18 protein-coding genes and 1 riboswitch are annotated in these 18,582 nt (G+C 60.6%); of the genes, 6 read left to right on the forward strand and 12 right to left on the reverse strand.

Translation table 11 applies throughout. From position 1 onward, the window contains the following. Positions 1-21: 21 nt before the first annotated feature. On the forward strand, positions 22-1,836 hold the full coding sequence (locus F3I21_RS04815) for a glycoside hydrolase family 15 protein (protein ID WP_021508478.1): 1,815 nt from the start codon (positions 22-24) through the stop codon (positions 1,834-1,836). Between the two features lie 199 nt (positions 1,837-2,035). Beyond that, on the forward strand, positions 2,036-3,148 hold the full coding sequence (locus tag F3I21_RS04820) for a L,D-transpeptidase family protein (protein ID WP_058757840.1): 1,113 nt from the start codon (positions 2,036-2,038) through the stop codon (positions 3,146-3,148). Positions 3,149-3,246: 98 nt separating this feature from the next. On the opposite strand, the gene F3I21_RS04825 is transcribed toward F3I21_RS04820, so the two are convergent. Continuing rightward, positions 3,247-4,272 (reverse strand): transporter, encoded by a 1,026-nt coding sequence (locus tag F3I21_RS04825; protein ID WP_021508480.1) that lies wholly within the window; start codon positions 4,270-4,272, stop codon positions 3,247-3,249. Between the two features lie 165 nt (positions 4,273-4,437). On the opposite strand from F3I21_RS04825, the gene F3I21_RS04830 reads away from it, so the two are divergent. Continuing rightward, on the forward strand, positions 4,438-6,045 hold the full coding sequence (locus F3I21_RS04830; RefSeq protein ID WP_150058419.1) for an inorganic phosphate transporter: 1,608 nt from the start codon (positions 4,438-4,440) through the stop codon (positions 6,043-6,045). Here F3I21_RS04830 and F3I21_RS04835 read toward each other — a convergent pair. The 4 genes from F3I21_RS04835 to F3I21_RS04850 all read right to left on the reverse strand — a co-directional run bounded on the left by F3I21_RS04835 (position 6,029) and on the right by F3I21_RS04850 (position 10,408). Next, positions 6,029-7,228 carry an MFS transporter gene (locus F3I21_RS04835; protein WP_150058420.1) on the reverse strand — a complete coding sequence of 400 codons (1,200 nt, stop codon included), beginning with the start codon at positions 7,226-7,228 and terminating at the stop codon, positions 6,029-6,031. The two genes, F3I21_RS04830 and F3I21_RS04835, sit on opposite strands and share 17 nt — an antisense overlap. A gap of 174 nt (positions 7,229-7,402) precedes the next feature. Continuing rightward, the gene (gene dusC / locus F3I21_RS04840; RefSeq protein WP_150058421.1) at positions 7,403-8,365 is read right to left on the reverse strand and encodes a tRNA dihydrouridine(16) synthase DusC; all 963 of its coding nucleotides are present in this window, start codon (positions 8,363-8,365) and stop codon (positions 7,403-7,405) included. Between the two features lie 4 nt (positions 8,366-8,369). Further along, positions 8,370-9,776 (reverse strand): ATP-dependent RNA helicase RhlE, encoded by a 1,407-nt coding sequence (rhlE, locus tag F3I21_RS04845; RefSeq protein WP_021508484.1) that lies wholly within the window; start codon positions 9,774-9,776, stop codon positions 8,370-8,372. Between the two features lie 239 nt (positions 9,777-10,015). Continuing rightward, a complete protein-coding gene (locus tag F3I21_RS04850) occupies positions 10,016-10,408 on the reverse strand; it encodes a YbhQ family protein (RefSeq protein ID WP_021508485.1) in 393 nt (130 codons plus the stop codon). A 176-nt stretch (positions 10,409-10,584) separates the two neighbouring features. Between F3I21_RS04850 and F3I21_RS04855 the strand changes: the two genes are divergently transcribed. Genes F3I21_RS04855 through F3I21_RS04865 form a run of 3 tightly spaced genes read left to right on the forward strand, consistent with a single transcriptional unit; the run spans position 10,585 to position 13,552 of the window. Next, positions 10,585-11,346, forward strand: coding sequence for an endonuclease/exonuclease/phosphatase family protein (locus F3I21_RS04855; protein ID WP_021508486.1), 762 nt, complete (start codon positions 10,585-10,587; stop codon positions 11,344-11,346). Beyond that, entirely contained in the window at positions 11,343-12,587 is a 1,245-nt protein-coding gene (clsB, locus tag F3I21_RS04860; RefSeq protein ID WP_150058422.1) for a cardiolipin synthase ClsB, read from the forward strand. The genes F3I21_RS04855 and clsB overlap by 4 nt, the downstream gene beginning before the upstream one ends. Continuing rightward, the gene (locus tag F3I21_RS04865; protein ID WP_058757844.1) at positions 12,587-13,552 is read left to right on the forward strand and encodes a lysylphosphatidylglycerol synthase domain-containing protein; all 966 of its coding nucleotides are present in this window, start codon (positions 12,587-12,589) and stop codon (positions 13,550-13,552) included. The genes clsB and F3I21_RS04865 overlap by 1 nt, the downstream gene beginning before the upstream one ends. A 136-nt stretch (positions 13,553-13,688) precedes the next feature. Here F3I21_RS04865 and F3I21_RS04870 read toward each other — a convergent pair whose 3' ends face one another. From F3I21_RS04870 to moaA, 7 genes are all read right to left on the reverse strand, one after another. Next, a complete protein-coding gene (locus tag F3I21_RS04870) occupies positions 13,689-14,396 on the reverse strand; it encodes a Bax inhibitor-1/YccA family protein (protein WP_021508489.1) in 708 nt (235 codons plus the stop codon). Between the two features lie 57 nt (positions 14,397-14,453). Continuing rightward, positions 14,454-15,548, reverse strand: coding sequence for a DUF1615 domain-containing protein (locus tag F3I21_RS04875; protein ID WP_150058423.1), 1,095 nt, complete (start codon positions 15,546-15,548; stop codon positions 14,454-14,456). An 82-nt stretch (positions 15,549-15,630) separates the two neighbouring features. Next, complete coding sequence (gene moaE / locus F3I21_RS04880) at positions 15,631-16,083, reverse strand: molybdopterin synthase catalytic subunit MoaE (RefSeq protein WP_021508491.1); 453 nt, start codon at positions 16,081-16,083, stop codon at positions 15,631-15,633. Between the two features lie 2 nt (positions 16,084-16,085). Beyond that, complete coding sequence (gene moaD, locus F3I21_RS04885; protein WP_058757846.1) at positions 16,086-16,331, reverse strand: molybdopterin synthase sulfur carrier subunit; 246 nt, start codon at positions 16,329-16,331, stop codon at positions 16,086-16,088. Next, the gene (moaC, locus tag F3I21_RS04890; RefSeq protein WP_058757847.1) at positions 16,324-16,809 is read right to left on the reverse strand and encodes a cyclic pyranopterin monophosphate synthase MoaC; all 486 of its coding nucleotides are present in this window, start codon (positions 16,807-16,809) and stop codon (positions 16,324-16,326) included. Before moaC ends, moaD begins: the two co-directional genes overlap by 8 nt. Before the next feature lie 2 nt (positions 16,810-16,811). Then, positions 16,812-17,327 carry a molybdenum cofactor biosynthesis protein B gene (gene moaB / locus F3I21_RS04895; protein WP_150058424.1) on the reverse strand — a complete coding sequence of 172 codons (516 nt, stop codon included), beginning with the start codon at positions 17,325-17,327 and terminating at the stop codon, positions 16,812-16,814. Between the two features lie 17 nt (positions 17,328-17,344). After that, entirely contained in the window at positions 17,345-18,331 is a 987-nt protein-coding gene (gene moaA, locus F3I21_RS04900; RefSeq protein WP_150058425.1) for a GTP 3',8-cyclase MoaA, read from the reverse strand. Further along, positions 18,320-18,456: riboswitch (molybdenum cofactor riboswitch) on the reverse strand. It overlaps the preceding gene by 12 nt. Between the last annotated feature and the right edge of the window lie 126 nt (positions 18,457-18,582).

The following is an 18,582-nucleotide window of genomic DNA, read 5'->3' on the forward strand; positions in this document are numbered from 1 at the left end:
GGATAGCGTTCAGGAGGCAGGATGAGCAAGATTAAACGCAGAATTGACGACCACGGCGTCATCGGTGATTTACGCACCTGTGCCCTGATCGCGAACGACGGCACCATTGATTATCTCTGCTGGCCCGAACTCGACAGCCCCTCCGTGTTTGCCGCCCTGCTCGACAGCGACGAAGCCGGCCTGTTTTCGCTGGCACCGCAGTGGCAAAACGCGCGCCAGCAGCAGCTCTACCTGCCCGATACCAACATTCTGCAAACCCGCTGGCTTGATGAGGCCGGCGTGGCGGAAATCACCGATTACATGCCGATCTGCGATGAGCGCAGCAAAGTGCCGCGCCTGGTGCGGCGGGTAAAAATGATCCGCGGCACCGCCACCTTTGATCTGCGCTGCGCGCCGCGCCACGACTATGCCCGTGCCGAAACGCGCACGGAGACGCGCCCCGGCGGTATCGCCTTTGTCGCCGAAGGCCAGCCGTCGCTGCGCCTGAGCGCCACGGTGGTGATGACGCGCGAACCGGACAGCGCGGTGGCGCAGTTTACCCTGCAGGCCGGTGAGCACGCCGAATTTGTGTTTGGCAACGATGACGATCCGCAGGTGCAGCATATCGCGACCGAGCGCTGCTTTCGCGATACCGTGGATTACTGGCGGCGCTGGAGCAGCCACAGCTCTTATCGCGGTCGCTGGCGCGAGATGGTGACGCGCTCGGCGCTGGCGCTCAAGCTGCTCACCTCGCACCAGCACGGCTCGATTGCGGCTGCCGCCACCTTTGGCCTGCCGGAAGAGCTGGGCGGCGAGCGTAACTGGGATTACCGCGCCTCGTGGATCCGCGATGCCTCGTTCAGCATGTACGCGCTGATGCGGCTCGGCTATGTGGAAGAAGCGCGTGACTTCACCCATTGGGTAGGCCGCTGCGTTGAGCACAGCCACGACGATACGCCGCATTTGCAGGTGATGTATCGCCTCGACAGCGGCACCGAGCTGCACGAGACCGAACTGCTCAACCTCTCCGGTTACGCCAACTCGCGCCCGGTGCGCATCGGCAATGATGCTTGGCGCCAGACGCAGCTGGATATTTATGGCGAGCTGATGGATGCGGTCTATCTTGCCAATAAATACGGCGAAGCCATCTCGCAGCGCGGCTGGCGCCATGTATCCAGCATGATTGACTACGTCTGCGTTAACTGGAACCAGCCGGACGCCGGTATCTGGGAGATGCGCGGCGAGCCGGAGCACTTTCTGCATTCGCGCCTGATGTGCTGGGTGGCGCTGGACCGCGCGCTGCGGCTGGGTATGAAGCGTTCGCTGCCAATGCCGTACGATCGCTGGGATCGGGTGCGCAGTGAGATCCGCGACGACATCTGGCAGAACTTCTGGAACGACGAACTCGGCCACTTCACCGCCACGCGCGGCGGTAAATACCTGGATGCGTCGATGCTGCTGATGCCGCTGGTGCGCTTTGTCAGCTCGACCGATCCGGAGTGGATCGCCACGCTGGATGCGATTAAAACCCATCTGGTGAGCGACGGTTTAGTGCGGCGTTATAACATCAGTGAGACGCCCGCCGATGCGCTGACCGGTGGCGAGGGTGCGTTTGCCGCCTGTTCGTTCTGGTATGTGGAGTGTCTGGCGCGCGCCGGGCGGGTGCATGAGGCGCACTTCGAGTTTGAAAAGCTGCTGAGCTACGCCAATCCGCTGGGATTGTACGCCGAGGAGTTTACCTCGCACGGCAACGCGCTGGGCAACATGCCGCAGGCGCTGACCCATCTGGCGTTGATCAGCGCCGCGTTTTTCCTCAACCGTAAACTGAGCGGCGAAGTGACGCTGTGGCAACCGTAAGAAAATTCACATTTTGGGCGGCGTGGCAAAGAGAATAGTCTGTGAAACGCCGCGTTTTGCGTAAAGTATCTTCAACCAGCGAAAATCCTGATTCCCATCATTGCGCCTATGCACATATAATGCGCAGCGGGTTATTCTGACCCTGATGGGTTCGACACACTGACAAGCCATGAAAATGGCCATAACGACTTGTAAAAACATGAAAAAAAGCATTCGCGCGTTCGCTTCACTCGCCCTCGTACTGGCGGCGTTCAGCCAGTCGGCCTTTGCAGTCGTCTATCCGCTGCCTCCAGCGAATAGCCGCCTGATTGGCGAAAATATTGAAATCACCGTGCCAGACGACAGCAAACTGCCGCTGGAAGCGTTTGCGGCGCAGTACCAGATGGGCCTCAGCAACATGCTGGAAGCCAATCCGGGCGTGGACGTTTACCTGCCGAAAGCAGGCACTAAAATGGTGATCCCGCAGCAGCTGATTCTGCCTGACGCACCGCGTGAAGGCATCGTGATCAACAGCGCCGAGATGCGTCTGTATTACTACCCGAAAGGCACCAAAACTGTCGTGGTGCTGCCGATCGGTATCGGCGAGCTGGGTAAAGATACGCCGGTTAACTGGACCACCGCGGTTGAGCGCAAGAAGAATGGCCCAACCTGGACGCCAACCAAAGCGATGCACGCAGAGTACGCGGCGCGCGGCGAGAGCATCCCGGCCGTGTTCCCGGCAGGTCCGGATAACCCGATGGGCCTGTACGCGCTGTACATTGGCCGTCTGTATGCGATTCACGGCACCAACGCCAACTTTGGTATCGGCCTGCGCGTGAGCCACGGCTGCGTGCGTCTGCGTGCGGACGACATCAAATGGCTGTTCGACAACGTGCCAGTGGGTACGCGCGTCCAGTTCATTGACCAGCCGGTAAAAGCCACCGTTGAGCCAGACGGTTCGCGCTACATCGAGGTTCACAACCCGCTGTCGACCACCGAAGAGCAGTTCAACTCACGTGAACTGGTGCCAATCAGCCTGACGTCCGCCGTGACCAAAGTGGTGGCCGATGCCAGCACCAATCAGGATGCCGTGAACAACGCCATCCAGGCACGTACCGGTATGCCGACCAAAATCAACGGTCAGCCGGGCGAAGCCCAGCCTGCGCCGGTGATGGTACAAGAGTCTTCTGACGCGATGCCGAAAGAAGAGCCGATGACGCCGCAGGGTGCCACCGCCGTCGCGCCGCAGGCCGATGTGCAGCAGCCCGCTGAAGCCGCTCCGGTTGAGCAGGCCGCGCCGGCACAGCCTGCCAGCAACGGCAACAGCCTGTAAGGGTTCGCTGTCGATGATCAAGCCAGCCGCAGGGCTGGCTTTTTTATTGCCCGATCGCCGGGGTCATTGTGCGGTTGTGTCGCGACGCCGTTGCGCACTCAATCGTGCGGTCGGCGTAACGCCAGCCAGCCCGCCACCAGAGTAAACACCAGCACCACCAGCACTAACAGCAGAAAGCCGTGCGGATTGTTCGCCAGCGGAATGCCGCCCACGTTCATGCCAAAAAAACCGGCCACGATATTGATGGGCAGCGCCAGCACGGTGATTGAGGTGAGCAAAAACAGCGTTCGGTTGCTCTGCTCCATCAGGCGGGCAGCGATCTCCTCCTGCAGCAGGCGAATGCGCTCCATCAGGCTGGCAAGATCGTTAAGCGCTACGCTGAACTCCTCGGTGAAAATCCGCAGCTCACTGAGCGGTTCCCGGTTGAGCCAGTTTGGCGGCCGGTTAAGCAGGCGAAACAGCGCGGCCGGCTCCGGCGCCAGCAGCCGCTGGACGCGCAGCAGCATGCGGCGCAGATGGCCCAGCTCGCTGCGGTTGGCTTTGATCGCCGCGCTCAGCAGCCGCTCTTCTATCGCATCCACCGCCTGGCTGGAGCGCCGCACCACCTGCTCCAGCTGCGCTTCCTGTTCGCCGAGCAGCCACAGCAGCATCGCATCCGGCGCGCTGAAGCACAGCCGATCAATCTGCTGATGCATACGTTCAATCATGCCAACCGGGCGATAGCGCGCGCTGACCATCACCTGCGGCCGGCACCAGATCCACAGCGTCGCATTTTGCGTGCTGCGCTCCTCTTTACTGAAGGTGACGTCATTCAGCACCGCCAGCAGCGCATCGTTTTGCTGCGCCAGCCGGGTGCGCGGCGAGGCCGAATGAATCTCATCGAAAAAATCGTCATCTACGCTGAAGTGGTCCTGAACCCAGCGCTCGGCGCGGGCATGATTCAGGTTAATGTGCAGCCAGAGAAAGCAGCCGTCGGGTAAGGTGTGCCGCGCCAGCTGCGCGGCCTCGCGGGCGTTGAGCCGCTGTGGCGGCGCATCCGGGTTGAACAGGTAACCGTGAATCAGTCCGGCGACTTCGTTGTTGAAGTCCGGTAGCGAGGCAAGCGGCAGAACAGGCTGGAGCATAGCGGCGTGAAGATCCCTGAGCGGTCAGATCCATAGCCTGCGACAGGCCTGTTACAGCACGATGACAGCGCGCGCTGGCATCATCATTCTGTCATACAAACCCCGTATCACACTGCAGTTAACGGATGCCGTTCGTGCATCGTTAATTCACCCCGGGGGTGTGTTATGGCTGAAAACAGTTTCCCTGCATCATCGTCTAACCGCGGACGGCCCAATCTGCACCCGCGCAGCGGTCGCGCGTCGCGCGTGCTCTTTCTGCTGCTGCTGGTGGCCGGGCTGCTCTTTACCGGCATCAACCTGTTTAACGATGTAGAAGAGACCGGCGCGGTCGTCACCAGCTATACGCCGTTCCTGCTACTCGGCGTGGCGCTGCTGATTGCGCTCGGCTTCGAGTTTGTTAACGGCTTCCACGATACCGCCAACGCCGTCGCCACGGTGATCTACACCCACTCGCTGTCGCCGGGCGTGGCGGTGGTGTGGTCCGGCTTGTGTAATTTCCTTGGCGTACTGCTCTCCAGCGGCGTGGTGGCGTTTGGCATTATTTCGCTGCTGCCGGTGGAGCTGATTCTGCAGGCGGGCAGCGGTCACGGTTTCGCCATGGTGTATGCGCTGCTGTGCTCGGCGATTGTCTGGAACCTCGGCACCTGGTATTTCGGCCTGCCCTCTTCCTCTTCGCACACGCTGATCGGCTCGATTATTGGCGTGGGCGTGGCGAATGCGCTGCTGCACGGCCGCAGCGGCACCAGCGGCGTCGACTGGGATCAGGCGGTTAAAGTCGGTTACGCCCTGCTGCTGTCGCCGGTGATTGGCTTCATCTGCGCCGCCGTGCTGCTGCTGGCCATGAAGGCGCTGGTGCGCAATCGTCAGCTGTATCAGGCGCCGGAAGGCAATCAGCCACCGCCAGCGTGGATTCGTGGCCTGCTGATCCTCACCTGTACCGGCGTTTCGTTTGCCCACGGCTCGAACGACGGTCAGAAAGGCATGGGACTGATTATGCTGATCCTGGTTGGCACCATGCCGATCGCCTATGCGCTCAACCGCTCGCTGCCGCCGGAGCAAATTCCGCGCGTGGCGGCGTTAACTCAGGTGACCGAACAGCAGCTGCTGACGCTGCAGCCGCCGCCCGCCGCAATGCCGGCAGCGCGTGAGGTGCTGACGGAATATGTGCGCACCAGCCAGAACCGGCCGCAGGTGCTGCCGGCGCTCGGCATGATGCTCGGCGATATCGGCGAACAGATTCGCCAGTACGGTTCGGTAGAAAATATTCCGGCGCAGGCGGTCACCAACACGCGCAACGATATGTATCTCGCCTCGGAGACCATCAAGCATCTGCAATCGGCCAACGTCGCGCTGCCGGAAGAGACGGCGCGCAACCTGACGGCGGTGAAGCACGAGCTGGACGCGGCTACGCGCTTTATCCCGATGTGGGTCAAAGTGGTGGTGGCGATTGCGCTGGGTCTCGGCACCATGGTCGGCTGGCGCCGGATTGTGGTTACGGTGGGTGAGCGCATCGGCAAAACCCATCTCACCTATGCGCAGGGTGCCAGTGCGGAGCTGGTGGCGATGGCCACCATTGGCGCAGCCGATGCCTTTGGTTTACCGGTGTCGACCACCCATGTGCTGTCGTCCGGAGTGGCCGGTACCATGGCGGCCAACCGATCCGGCCTGCAGCTCGCCACCCTGCGTAATCTGGCGCTGGCGTGGGTGCTGACGCTGCCGGTATCGGTGTTGCTGTCAGGGCTGCTGTATGCGCTGTTTATTCATCTGGCCTGATAGGCTCTGAAGACTGCTGGTGCAGGCGCAGCGTAATCAGGAACGCGCCCAGCACCATCAGTGCTGCCGCCAGATACACCGACTGCATGCCCCAGTGGCCGATTAACAGCCCCGCCACGGGTCCGGTCAACCCCAGCCCCAAATCGAGAAATGCCGAATAGGTACCGAGCGCCGATCCCTGATCCTGCTGCTGTACCCGCTTCACCGCTTCCACGCCCAGCGCCGGGAACACCAGCGAGAAACCGCCGCCGGTGAGGAAAGCGCCAATATCCACCAGCCAGCTGCTGTCCGCCTGCCAGATCAGCAGCAGACCGGCGCCCTCCAGCACGAAGGAGATCAGCGACACCTGCAGCCCGCCGAAGCGCGTGATATAGCGCCCGCACGCCAGCCGCACCAGCACGAAGCCGAGGCTGAACAGCGTCAGCGCGAACGCCGCGCCGCTCCAGTCGCGACTGGCGAAATAAAGGGTAATGAAGGTGGAGATCACGCCAAAGCCGATGGTGCCAAATCCCAGCGCCAGGCCAAACAGCCAGACGCGGCTGACCACGCGATGAAACGGAATGCGCACGCCGGCGCTAACGCTGACCGCCGGCTTGCCGGAGGCCATCCAGAAGCCGATCGCCCCCATCAGCGCCACCAGACCAGCAAAGCCGCTGATGCCGAAGCCCTGATTCAGCAGCACGCCCAGCGGCGCACCAATCGCCATGGCAAAGTAAGTCGCCACGCCGTTCCACGAAATGACCCGCGCGGTTTGCCGCGGGCCGACAATGTTCATGCCCCACAGCGTCGAGCCGGTACTGCTGAAGCTTTCCCCAACGCCGAGAAACAGCCGCCCCAGCGCCAGCAGCGTCAGGCTCAGCAGCGGCGCACCGCTGCACAGCGCGGCAATGATCGACAGCACGCCGCTCATGCCGCAGCACACCAGCCCCATCATCACCACGCGTTTCGGGCCGTAGCGATCGGCCAGCCGGCCAGAGTGCGGGCGACTGAGCAGCGTGGCGAAATATTGCAGACTGATGATCAGCCCGGCGATAAACGAGCTGAAGCCCAGCTGGTTATGCACAAACCCCGGCAGCACCGCCAGCGGCAACCCGACGGACAGGTAGCAAAAGAAGGTGAAAACGATGACGGAGAGGATGCGTTTATTTAACTGAGCATTACTCAGTACAGCGGCGTCAGACATGGAAGATGGCGTCAGAAACGTGGTGAAAGCGAAGGTTCACTATACCGGTTAGCAGACTAAGGATCGCGGCTTTTTTTGTTATAAAACATGGCGGCAGCGCACGCTTTCACCGGGTGCTCGCTGGCTTGCCCGTTAACGCGGCGGACCTGACGGTTCAGGTACCACCGCTCAGGTTCAGATGCAGGACACCTGGGCCATGCGTGCGGCATGGCGTTCGATGGCGCTGGCGATCTCGGCGGAGACACGCAGCGTGCGGATCTCGCTGAACAGGCCGTCGGCCTCTTGGTAGGCTTTGCGCAGATAGCCCAGCCACTGCTTGATGCGCGCAACGTGGTAGTTGCCGGTATCACCCTGCTTTTCCAGCTGGGTGTAGCGCAGCAGCAGCTCAACCACCTGCGACCACGGCATCGGGGCTTCGTTGTATTTCACCACGCGCCCCAGGTTAGGCACATTGAGCGCGCCGCGCCCGAGCATGACCGCGTCGCAGCCGGTAATCCGCAGGCAATCCTGCGCATCCTGCCAGTTCCAGATTTCGCCGTTGGCGATCACCGGAATTGTCAGACGCTGGCGAATCTCACCAATCGCCTGCCAGTTGATGCTCTCTGCGCGATAGCCGTCCTCTTTGGTCCGGCCATGCACCACCAGCTCGCTGGCACCGGCCTGCTGCACCGCATCGGCGATCTCGAAACGCCGCGCGCCCGAGTCCCAGCCGAGCCGCACTTTCACCGTGACCGGCAGATGAGCGGGCACCGCCTCGCGCATTGCTCTGGTACCGCGATAGATCAGCTCCGGATCTTTCAGCAGCGTCGCACCGCCGCCGCTTCCGTTCACCAGCTTCGACGGGCAGCCGCAGTTGAGGTCAACGCCCCACGAACCCAGCTCCACCGCGCGTGCGGCGTTTTCTGCCAGCCACTCAGGATACTGGCCCAGCAGCTGCATGCGCACGCGCGTACCGGAGGGCGTCCGGCTGTGGTGGTGCAGTTCCGGACACAAACGGTAGAAGGATTTTACCGGCAGCAGCTGATCGACCACGCGTAAAAACTCAGTGACGCACAGGTCATAGTCATTCACGCCGGAGAGCAGTTCACGTACCAGCGAATCCAGTACGCCTTCCATGGGTGCCAGTAAAACCCGCATACCGTTACGCGTTCCCGTTGCTCTTCGCTGCCGGACGACGTGAGCGCGCCGGTTTACCCGCGTTGCCTGCCGCCGGGCCGTTGTTGCCCGGACGACGCGGTGCACGCGCCTCGCCCTGTGGACGCGCGCCGCCGTTACCGGCGCTGGCACGCTGGCCATTGCCGCCGCTGCGGCTGCGCGGTGCGTCAGCACCCTGCCCCGGCGCGCGGCCCTGGCCACGTCCGCGTGGCTGCTGCTGACGGCCATTCTGAATCGGCTCCGCCTTGATGCTCGGATCCGGCTCAAAGCCCGGCAGCGCAATGCGCGGAATTTCCCGCTTCAGCAGGCGCTCGATATCACGCAGCAGCTTGTGCTCGTCCACGCACACCAGCGACAGCGCAGCACCGGTGGCCGCAGCACGACCGGTACGGCCAATGCGGTGCACGTAATCTTCTGCCACGTTCGGCAGCTCGTAGTTGACCACGTGCGGCAGCTCTTCGATATCCAGACCGCGCGCGGCAATATCCGTCGCCACCAGCACGCGAATGCCGCCGGTTTTGAAGTCGGCCAGCGCACGAGTACGCGCGCCCTGGCTCTTGTTGCCGTGGATCGCGGCGGCAGTGATGCCATCTTTGTTGAGCTGCTCAGCGAGGTGGTTAGCACCGTGCTTGGTGCGGGTGAACACCAGCACCTGCTGCCAGTTGTCGCGACCAATCATCAGCGACAGCAGTTCCCGTTTGCGCTTCTTATCGACAAAATGCACCTGCTGCGACACCTGCTCGGAAGCGGTGTTGCGGCGTGCCACTTCCACCTGTTCCGGGTTGGTGAGCAGTTTTTCCGCCAGCGCTTTGATCTCGTCCGAGAAGGTGGCAGAGAACAGCAGGTTCTGCCGTTTGGCCGGCAGTTTTGCCAGCACGCGGCGAATATCGTGGATGAAGCCCATGTCGAGCATGCGATCCGCTTCGTCCAGCACCAGGATTTCCACCTGCGACAGATCGACCGCGTTCTGGTGCGCCAGATCGAGCAGACGCCCCGGCGTGGCGATCAGTACATCAACGCCGCCGCGCAGTTTCATCATCTGCGGATTAATGCTGACGCCGCCGAACACCACCAGCGAACGCATGTTGAGGTACTGGCTGTATTCACGTACGTTTTCACCAACCTGCGCCGCCAGTTCACGGGTTGGCGTGAGGATCAGCGCACGTACCGGACGGCGACCGCGCGCCGCTGCCGGTTTTTCTGACAGACGCTGCAGCAGCGGCAGCGTGAAACCGGCGGTTTTACCCGTGCCGGTCTGGGCGCTCGCCAGCAGGTCACGACCGGCCAGCACCACGGGAATCGCCTGACGCTGGATTGGCGTCGGTTCACGGTAGCCCTGTTCTGCTACCGCACGCAAAATATCGGCATTCAAGCCGAGAGAGTCAAAAGACATGCAGGTGTATTACTCCGAACCGCCCTGATCGCGCTGCGCGATGTAGTTTTCAGGGGGGATATGACGCAGCCTCAAGGCCTGCGTGTGAAAAGGGCACAAACTACCATGCGTAAGAGCGGCAGTGTAGCAGCTTTCCGCAAGAACCGCGACCAGCAAAACGTGAGGGTGATGGGCCGCTGCGCGGTAGCGCATAAAAAAGGAGCCGCAGTGGGCTCCTCTTTTCTTGCTGGCACGTCCGCTTAGCTGCGTTTTTTCTGCACGCGCTGCGGTGGCTCTTTGGCCAGCAGCGACACCAGCGCCGGGCCCACCAGCATTACCACGCCCAGACAACCAATCAGCAGATTGTTGTGGATGAAGCGTGAAATCAGGAACAGCGTCAGCATCGCCGCGCCGAAGTAGTATGTCGTCGTCACTTCTTCCAGAGAGTCACCAAAGCGGCGCAAACGGGCACTACGCTGCAGGGCCAGCATGGTGATGAACACCAGCGCATAAGCTGCCACCAGGGTACTGCTCACTTCGACCAGTGCCTTATGTTTCCAGCCCCACACCAGCGCCGCGATCACCAGCAGGTGGGTCGCAATATGCAGGCAGGTTTGACCGGTAACAATCTGAACACGATTAGACCATTTCATTCTCTTCTCCTGGCAGACCCAACAGGTCGCCCAAGTGTATCTGACCGCAGCCAGACGGATTTCCTCAATGTAAAGCAAATTTCGGATAACACCCTAATTTTCTGTCTCCAGCACCACCCATTTGTGACAAAGACTACACTTTGTTCTGTTGATGATGAAAAGGAGCGCGTCGCAGTATGCCACAAAACACGCAAGGATCTTCATTTAAAGTCCTGACGATCAATACCCATAAGGGGTTCACCAGCTTTAACCGTCGCTTTATCCTGCCGGAACTGCGCGACGCAGTGCGCGCCACCTCGGCGGATATCGTCTTTTTACAGGAGGTGATGGGCACGCACGCCATCCACTCCGCACACATTGAAAACTGGCCGGAAAATTCGCACTACGAATACCTTGCCGACACCATGTGGCACGACTTCGCTTACGGCCGCAACGCGGTCTATCCCGAAGGCCATCACGGCAACGCGATACTGTCACGCTTTCCGATCACCGAATACCAAAACCGCGATATTTCTGTCGCCGGCAGTGAGAAACGCGGCATGTTGCACTGCCAGATTAGCCTGCCCGATCGGCCGGAACCGATTCACACCTTGTGTGTGCACCTCGGCCTGAAAGAGAAGCATCGTCTGGCGCAGATGCGCATGATGTGTGAACTGATTGAGTCGCTGCCACCGGATGCGCCCCTGGTGGTGGCCGGCGATTTTAATGACTGGCAGGTACGCGCTAATCGATTTTTACAGCGCGGAGCCGGCCTGCAGGAGGTGTTTAGCATGAAAAACGGTCGCCCGGCGCGCACCTTCCCGGCGCGCTTTCCGCTGCTGCGTCTCGATCGCATCTATATCCGTAATGCGTCGGTGAGCCAGCCGTGGGCGCTGCCGGTGAAACCCTGGTCACATCTGTCCGATCATGCCCCGCTGGCCGTGGAGATCTTTCTATGAATTTCAGCTGGCGCGAAGGTAACCAGCTGCGGCTGCTGGAAAATGGCGATCAATTCTTTCCGCGCGTCTCCGGTGCGATCCAGCGTGCCCAGCGTACGCTGCTGCTGGAGACGTTTATCCTATTTGAAGATGAGGTCGGTAAGGCGCTGCACCGCAATCTGCTGGCCGCCGCGCAGCGCGGTGTTAAGGTGGAAGTGATGGTGGATGGCTACGGCTCGCCGGATCTTTCCACCCAGTACATCAACAGCCTGACCGAAGCAGGCGTGCGCTTTATCTATTACGATCCGCGCCCGCTGGTGATGGGCATGCGCACCAACGTGTTCCGCCGTCTGCATCGCAAAATTGTGGTGATTGATGAGGAGATTGCGTTTGTTGGCGGTATCAATTTCTCCGCCGAGCACAACACCGATTACGGGCCGGAAGCCAAGCAGGATTACGCCGTGGAGGTGAAAGGGCCGGTGGTGCTGGACATCGCACGCTATGTACAGCAGGCGATCGGCAGCGAACAGGTAACGCGCCGCTGGTGGGGCGCGCGCTCCCAACGCCTGGCGGTGAACGCCCTGCCCGGTGATGCGCAGGTGCTGTTTGTCTACCGCGATAACGATGAGCACCGCGACGACATCGAACAGCACTATCTCGATATGCTGCGCAAGGCGAAGCAGGATGTGATTATCGCCAACGCCTACTTCTTCCCCGGCTATCGCCTGTTGCGTGAAATGCGCAGCGCGGCCCAGCGCGGTGTGCGCGTGCGGCTGATTGTGCAGGGTGAACCGGACATGCCGATTGTCAAAGTCGGCGCCGAGCTGCTGTACAACTATCTGGTGGATGCTGGCGTTGAAGTGTACGAATACTGCCGTCGCCCGCTGCATGGCAAAGTGGCGGTGCAGGATCAGCAGTGGTCAACGGTGGGTTCCAGCAACCTCGACCCACTCAGCCTGTCGCTGAATCTCGAAGCCAACCTGATCATCCACGACCACGCCTTCAACCAGACGCTGCGCGATAACCTTGAGCAGCTGCTGGCTGCGGACTGCGTGCGCGTCGATGAAGACAAGCTGCCGCCGCGCACCTGGTGGCAGCTGACCAAAAGCGTCATCGTGTTCCATTTCCTGCGCCATTTCCCGGCCATCGCCGGCTGGCTGCCTGCCCATACGCCCCATTTGTCTCAGGTCGATCCGCCGGTGCAGCCGGAAATGGAAACCCAGGACCGGGTTGAAGCCGATAACGAAGGAGCGAAACCCTGATGAGCAAAAAGAACCCGCGCTGGCAGTTAGCGAAAAAAATCCTTACCTGGCTGTTCTTCATTGCGGTGATCGTGCTGCTGGTGGTTTACGCACGCAAGGTGAACTGGGAGGACGTGTACAAGGTCATCGTCGGCTATAACCGCTACGTGGTGCTGAGCGCCGCCGCGTTAGTGGTGGTGAGCTACCTCACCTACGGTCTGTACGATTTGATTGGCCGCGCCTACTGCGGGCATAAACTGGCGAAACGTCAGGTGATGCTGGTGTCATTCATCTGTTACGCCTTTAACCTGACGCTGAGCACCTGGGTGGGCGGTGTGGCGATGCGCTATCGTCTCTATTCGCGCCTCGGCCTGCCCGGCGGCACTATCACGCGCATCTTTTCACTGAGTATTGCCACCAACTGGCTCGGCTACATTTTGCTTGGCGGCGTGGTGTTTGTCTCCGGCATGGTGCCGATTCCGCCCGGCTGGTTCATCGGCGAAGGCACGCTACGGGTGATTGGTGCGGTCCTGCTGGCGATGGTGGCGGTTTATCTGTGGGCCTGTGCTTTCGCGAAGAAGCGCCGCTGGACGGTGAAGGGCCAGCATCTGCAACTGCCCTCGCTGCGCATGGCGCTGTTTCAGTTTGCCGTTTCCTGCGCCAACTGGATGGTGATGGGCACCATTATCTGGCTGCTGCTGGCGCGTGAAGTGGATTATCCCATCGTGCTGGGGGTGCTGTTAATCAGCAGTATTGCCGGGGTGATTATTCATATTCCGGCGGGCATTGGCGTGCTGGAAGCGGTGTTCCTCGCGCTGCTCAGCGGCCAGCATGCTTCGCACGGTGAGATTATCGCCGCGCTGCTGGCTTATCGCGTGCTCTATTTTATTCTGCCGCTGCTGCTGGCACTGGTGCTGTATCTGTGGCTGGAGAGCCGCGCGAAGCATTTACGGCAGAAGAATGAGCGCAAGATGGCGGCGCGATAAGGCGTGCCAGGCGCAGGCTGGAGAACGCGTAATACATTGCGCCGCTACGGACAAGGTGAAACGGGCTGATAAGTACAGACCGTTCACCTGGCCGTAGCGGCGCGATTATTTTCACAGCCTTAATGGCTGGTTACTCTTAGCGACGGTTACCGAAAATCCGCAGCAGCATCAGGAACAGGTTGATGAAGTCGAGATACAGCGTCAGCGCGCCCATGATGGAGAAGCGGCGCAGATTCTCTTTATCGTTAACATCAATGCCCTCACCGATGGCTTTCAGCTTCTGCGTGTCGTAAGCCGTCAGGCCCACAAACACCACCACGCCGATATAGGTAATCGCCCACATCAGCGCCGGGCTTTTCAGCCAGAAGTTCACCAGCGACGCCAGCAGAATGCCGATCAGCGCCATAAACAGCAGGCTGCCGAAGCGGCTCAGGTCGCGTTTGGTGGTGTAGCCGTAAAAGCTCATGGCACCAAACATGCCCGCGGTAACGAAGAAGGTACTGGCGATCGACGAGTAGGTATAAACAAGGAAAATACTCGCCATTGTCAGCCCGGTCAGCGCGGAATAGAGCATAAACAGCCCGGTCGCCACGGCGCCGCTCATGCGCTGCACCATGCCGGAAAGCACGAATACCAGCGCCAGCTGCGCGATAATCAGGCCGAAGAAGGTGATGCGATTGGCAAACACCAGTTCCATGACGGCAGGCGTGCGCGCGGCAAACCACGACACAAACGCCGTCAGCAGTAAGCCGCAGGTCATCCAGCCATACACCTGCGCCATATAGGTTTGCAGCCCGGTCGAAGCCTGCTGCACGATTGAACCATTACGTGGATATCGATCCATGATGCACCTCTTTAAAAGTTACTGATAACGTCAGTGTGAAGTGTACACCACGGATCGTCAACGGCGCGTCATACACTGCTGATATCGCCCGTCAACCCGCTGGGCAAACCACGCGGTGGTGAGATTACGGGTAATTTTCGGGCTCTCCAGCTTAATGCCCGGCAGCACTTCGCGCGGCAGACGTTTTCCCGCCATCTTATCGGCGAGGATAAAGGTCTGTTTCCACAGCGTGCTGTCGCTGAAGCTTTCGCTGTCGCCCTTCTCCAGATCGCGGCGAATCTCACGTGTGCTCATGTCCAGCTGCTTCGCCAGCGTGCGCACCGCCAGTTCGGTGGCGCTCGCCTGTTCGCTGCCGTAGCGGATCAGGTCGCCGTCCAGCGCCTGTTTGATGCCGCTGGCACGCGCCACCGCAGCCTGGAACGCGGCGTTGCGGCTGGCGTACCAGCCGGCGTTGAAGTCAGCAAAGCGATACAGCGGCTGGCTGTACTCCACCGGATAACCCAGCAGGTGCAGCGTGCCGAAGTAGATACCGCCGCGCCGGCTAAACACTTCGCGCCGGATCGAACCGTCAATCGGGTATGGATAGCCCTGCGCATGCGCTTCGGCAAAGGCAATGCTGACCTGCATCGGCCCGCCGGTGTGGATTGGGTTGAGATTACCGAACAGCTTCTGCCCCATCGGCACCATATCGATAAAGTCATCGAAAATGGCGCTCAGCTCTTTCTCGCTGTGCACCTTATCGAGACGTGCCGCGTAGCTCTCGCCGTTGGAGGATTTGATCAGTAACGCGGTGCGCACCAGAAACGCCGGCACGTGCACGCTGGCGGCGCGGCGGTCAATTTCAGCCCAGGCGATTTTTGGCAGACCCGGCACGGTGGCATCGGCGCTGAAGTTAGATTCCTGATCGGTCACGGCGATCACCGCGCAAATGTTGCTGGCGCTGGCGTCGATGTGCTGCACGCGCAGCGCGGTATAGATGTCGTCGGCCCAGGCCGATTTTTGCGTCACATGGGCGGGCAGCAATTGCTGAATTTGCGCTTTCACGTCAGCGGGCTGGCGGGCCGGTAGCTGCGGCTCCTTTTTGGTGCTGCATCCGGCCAGCACCAGCGCAGCCAGCAGCGCTGCGCCGCGTAATATCGTGTTGGTGTTCATCCTGCTCCCTGATAAGCCAGCAAAAACCGTACCTTACCGTTTTCGTGGTCTGGCGGCTATCAGCGCGGGCGGATTTTGCGCGCTAGTTCCAGCGTTCAGCGGCCTGATGGTCGCTGTCGCGGGCATCGACCCAGCGATCGCCCTGCGCAGTGGCTTCGCGCTTCCAGAACGGCGCGCGGGTTTTCAGGTAATCCATAATAAATTCACTGGCGGCAAAGGCGCTGCCGCGATGGGCGCTGCTGACGCCAACAAACACGATCTCATCACCAGGGAACAGTTCGCCTACGCGATGAATCACCGTCACCTGCTGCAGTGCCCAGCGCTGACGCGCATCCGCCACAATCTCTGCCAGCGCTTTTTCCGTCATACCCGGATAGTGCTCCAGCGTTAACGCAGCCACGCTGTCGCCGAGATTGTGGTTGCGGACTTTGCCGGTGAAGGTGACGACCGCGCCGTCGCTGTCATGCGCCGCCAGCAGCGCATACTCGTCGCCAACGTTAAACGGCGCGCTGCCGACGCGAATTCGGGTTGTCATGCTCAGCCTCCGGTAACCGGCGGGAAGAACGCCACTTCATCACCGGCGCGCAGCGGATGGTTCATCGGCACCAGCGTCTGATTCACCGCCGCCAGCAGCTTGCCGGACTCCAGCGCCAGCGCCCAGCGATCGCTTTTCTGCGCCAGCGCAGCGCGCAGCGTGGCGACGTCAGCATACTCTGCCGCCAGATCCAGCGTGGCGGTGCCGGTCAGTTCGCGCACCTGGGCAAAAAACAGTACCTTAATCATGGCGCACCGCCTGGAAATCACCGGATTTACCACCGCTTTTGCTCAGCAGTCGCAGTTGGTCGATGACGATATCTTTCTGCACCGCTTTGCACATGTCGTAGATGGTCAGCGCCGCGACCGACGCGGCGGTCAGCGCTTCCATTTCCACGCCGGTTTTGCCGCTCAGGCGACAGCGCGAGGTAATGCGTACGCGGCTGTGCTCCGGCTCAGCCACCAGCGTCACCTCGACTTTGCTCAGCATCAGCGGATGGCACAGCGGAATCAGTTCCCAGGTGCGCTTCGCCGCCTGAATACCGGCAATGCGTGCGGTGGCGAAAACATCGCCTTTGTCATGGCTGCCGTCGAGGATCATTTGCAGCGTGGCCGGCTGCATTAACACCAGGGCTTCCGCCTGCGCTTCTCGCACGGTGTCAGTTTTGCCGGAGACGTCCACCATGTGGGCTTCGCCGGCCGCGTTGATATGGGTTAACGAGGACATGCTTATAACTTCTTCAAATGTGGGACAAAATTACACGGACGCGTACGCGCATCCAGCTGGGCTTCAATAATCCGCTCCCATGCACTGCGGCAGGCACCGGTTGAGCCCGGCACGGCAAACAGCAGCGTCTGGTTGGCCAGACCGGCCACCGCGCGTGATTGCAGCGTCGCGCTGCCGATCTCCTCGTAAGAGATCATGCGAAACAGTTCACCAAAGCCTTCAATTTCGCGATCCAGCAGCGGCAGCAGCGCTTCCGGCGTACTGTTTTTACTGTTAAAGCCGGTACCGCCGTTAATCAGCACCACCTGCACATCTTCACTGGCGATCCAGCGCGACAGCGTGGCGCGGATGCGATAACGGTTGTCCGGGACGATGGCGTGATCGACCACCTGATGCCCGGCTTCGGTCAGCGCCTCACGCAGATAGTCGCCGGAGCTGTCACTGCTGGCGTCGCGGCTGTCAGAGACGGTCATCACCGCCGCATTTAAGGCGACAAAATCGCCGGAAGGTTTACCCATGGCCGTAACTCCTGTGTTTAGCCACCAATGAAGGAGAGGTTCTGCGTGATGCCGGTATTGCCCTGATGCAGGAAATGCGTCTGCTTTTTCTGCCCGAGGCTCTGAGCGATGCGCGCCTGCAGCTCGGCCTGCTGATCGTCGGAGGCCAGCAGATCGCGCAGCGGCACGCCGCCGTCGCCAAACAGGCACAGATGCAGGTTACCGATCGCCGATACGCGCAGGCGATTACAGCTGGCGCAGAAATCTTTTTCATACGGCATGATCAGGCCAACTTCCCCCTGATAATCCGGATGGCGGAACACCTGGGCCGGGCCATCACTGCGGCCGCGCGGCTGGCGCTGCCAGCCCTGCATGATCAGCTGATCGCGGATCACCTCGCCGGACACATGATGAAGGCGGAACAGATCGCCGCCCTCGCCGGTTTCCATCAGCTCGATAAAGCGCAGCTGAATCGGCCGGGTGCGGATCCACGCCAGAAAGGTCTCCAGACTGTGGCTGTTGACGTCGCGCATCAGCACGCTGTTGACTTTGACGGTGCTGAAACCGGCATCAAAGGCCGCATCAATCCCCGCCATGACTTCATGGAACTTGTTCTGCCCGGTAATGGCGTGAAACTGCCGTGCGTCGAGGCTGTCGACGCTGACATTGATATGGGTGAGGCCTGCCGCACGCCAGGCGCCGACGTCGCGCGCCATGCGGTAGCCATTGGTGGTCATGGCGATCTGGCGGATTGCCGCGTTGTCGCGCACGGCGGCAATGATATCGGTGAAGTCGCGCCGCATCGAGGGTTCGCCGCCGGTCAGGCGCACTTTTTCGGTGCCCGCCGCCGCAAAGGCACGCGTCACGCGACGAATCTCATCCAGCGAGAGAAAACTTTTGTTGTGCACGCCGTTCGGCCGGTAGCCGTCGGGCAGGCAGTAGGTACAACGGAAGTTACACACATCCGTGACCGACAGGCGCAGATAATAAAAGCTGCGCGCATAGGCATCTGTAAATTGTGGCACCTGAACACCTTTCCAAAGTACGGGAGATGCAGTCATTTCTTTCTGCACCCTGGCAGCTCGCGGCTGCGGCCAGGCATCCATATCACACGACTTAGGAACGCAAGGCTTGGGAGTCTGTTGTCATTGTGGACAACACGGTTAAAGCAAATGGTAGCGCGATTTGACGCTCGCATCCATCGGCATTTATCGCTATATATATTGATACATAACGTTATTTCACCGCATTTTCGCGACAGGATACGGTAAAATGC

Origin of the sequence: Pantoea sp. B_9, assembly GCF_008632015.1 — a bacterium.
GTDB lineage: Bacteria > Pseudomonadota > Gammaproteobacteria > Enterobacterales > Enterobacteriaceae > Pantoea > Pantoea dispersa.

What these genes read in the sequence shown, in the direction of transcription:
- F3I21_RS04815 (WP_021508478.1), top strand. Translation starts at nt 22, where the DNA reads ATGAGCAAGATTAAACGCAGAATTGACGACCACGGCGTCATCGGTGAT.
- F3I21_RS04820 (WP_058757840.1), top strand. Translation starts at nt 2,036, where the DNA reads ATGAAAAAAAGCATTCGCGCGTTCGCTTCACTCGCCCTCGTACTGGCG.
- F3I21_RS04825 (WP_021508480.1), bottom strand. Translation starts at nt 4,272, where the DNA reads ATGCTCCAGCCTGTTCTGCCGCTTGCCTCGCTACCGGACTTCAACAAC.
- F3I21_RS04830 (WP_150058419.1), top strand. Translation starts at nt 4,438, where the DNA reads ATGGCTGAAAACAGTTTCCCTGCATCATCGTCTAACCGCGGACGGCCC.
- F3I21_RS04835 (WP_150058420.1), bottom strand. Translation starts at nt 7,228, where the DNA reads ATGTCTGACGCCGCTGTACTGAGTAATGCTCAGTTAAATAAACGCATC.
- dusC (WP_150058421.1), bottom strand. Translation starts at nt 8,365, where the DNA reads ATGCGGGTTTTACTGGCACCCATGGAAGGCGTACTGGATTCGCTGGTA.
- rhlE (WP_021508484.1), bottom strand. Translation starts at nt 9,776, where the DNA reads ATGTCTTTTGACTCTCTCGGCTTGAATGCCGATATTTTGCGTGCGGTA.
- F3I21_RS04850 (WP_021508485.1), bottom strand. Translation starts at nt 10,408, where the DNA reads ATGAAATGGTCTAATCGTGTTCAGATTGTTACCGGTCAAACCTGCCTG.
- F3I21_RS04855 (WP_021508486.1), top strand. Translation starts at nt 10,585, where the DNA reads ATGCCACAAAACACGCAAGGATCTTCATTTAAAGTCCTGACGATCAAT.
- clsB (WP_150058422.1), top strand. Translation starts at nt 11,343, where the DNA reads ATGAATTTCAGCTGGCGCGAAGGTAACCAGCTGCGGCTGCTGGAAAAT.
- F3I21_RS04865 (WP_058757844.1), top strand. Translation starts at nt 12,587, where the DNA reads ATGAGCAAAAAGAACCCGCGCTGGCAGTTAGCGAAAAAAATCCTTACC.
- F3I21_RS04870 (WP_021508489.1), bottom strand. Translation starts at nt 14,396, where the DNA reads ATGGATCGATATCCACGTAATGGTTCAATCGTGCAGCAGGCTTCGACC.
- F3I21_RS04875 (WP_150058423.1), bottom strand. Translation starts at nt 15,548, where the DNA reads ATGAACACCAACACGATATTACGCGGCGCAGCGCTGCTGGCTGCGCTG.
- moaE (WP_021508491.1), bottom strand. Translation starts at nt 16,083, where the DNA reads ATGACAACCCGAATTCGCGTCGGCAGCGCGCCGTTTAACGTTGGCGAC.
- moaD (WP_058757846.1), bottom strand. Translation starts at nt 16,331, where the DNA reads ATGATTAAGGTACTGTTTTTTGCCCAGGTGCGCGAACTGACCGGCACC.
- moaC (WP_058757847.1), bottom strand. Translation starts at nt 16,809, where the DNA reads ATGTCCTCGTTAACCCATATCAACGCGGCCGGCGAAGCCCACATGGTG.
- moaB (WP_150058424.1), bottom strand. Translation starts at nt 17,327, where the DNA reads ATGGGTAAACCTTCCGGCGATTTTGTCGCCTTAAATGCGGCGGTGATG.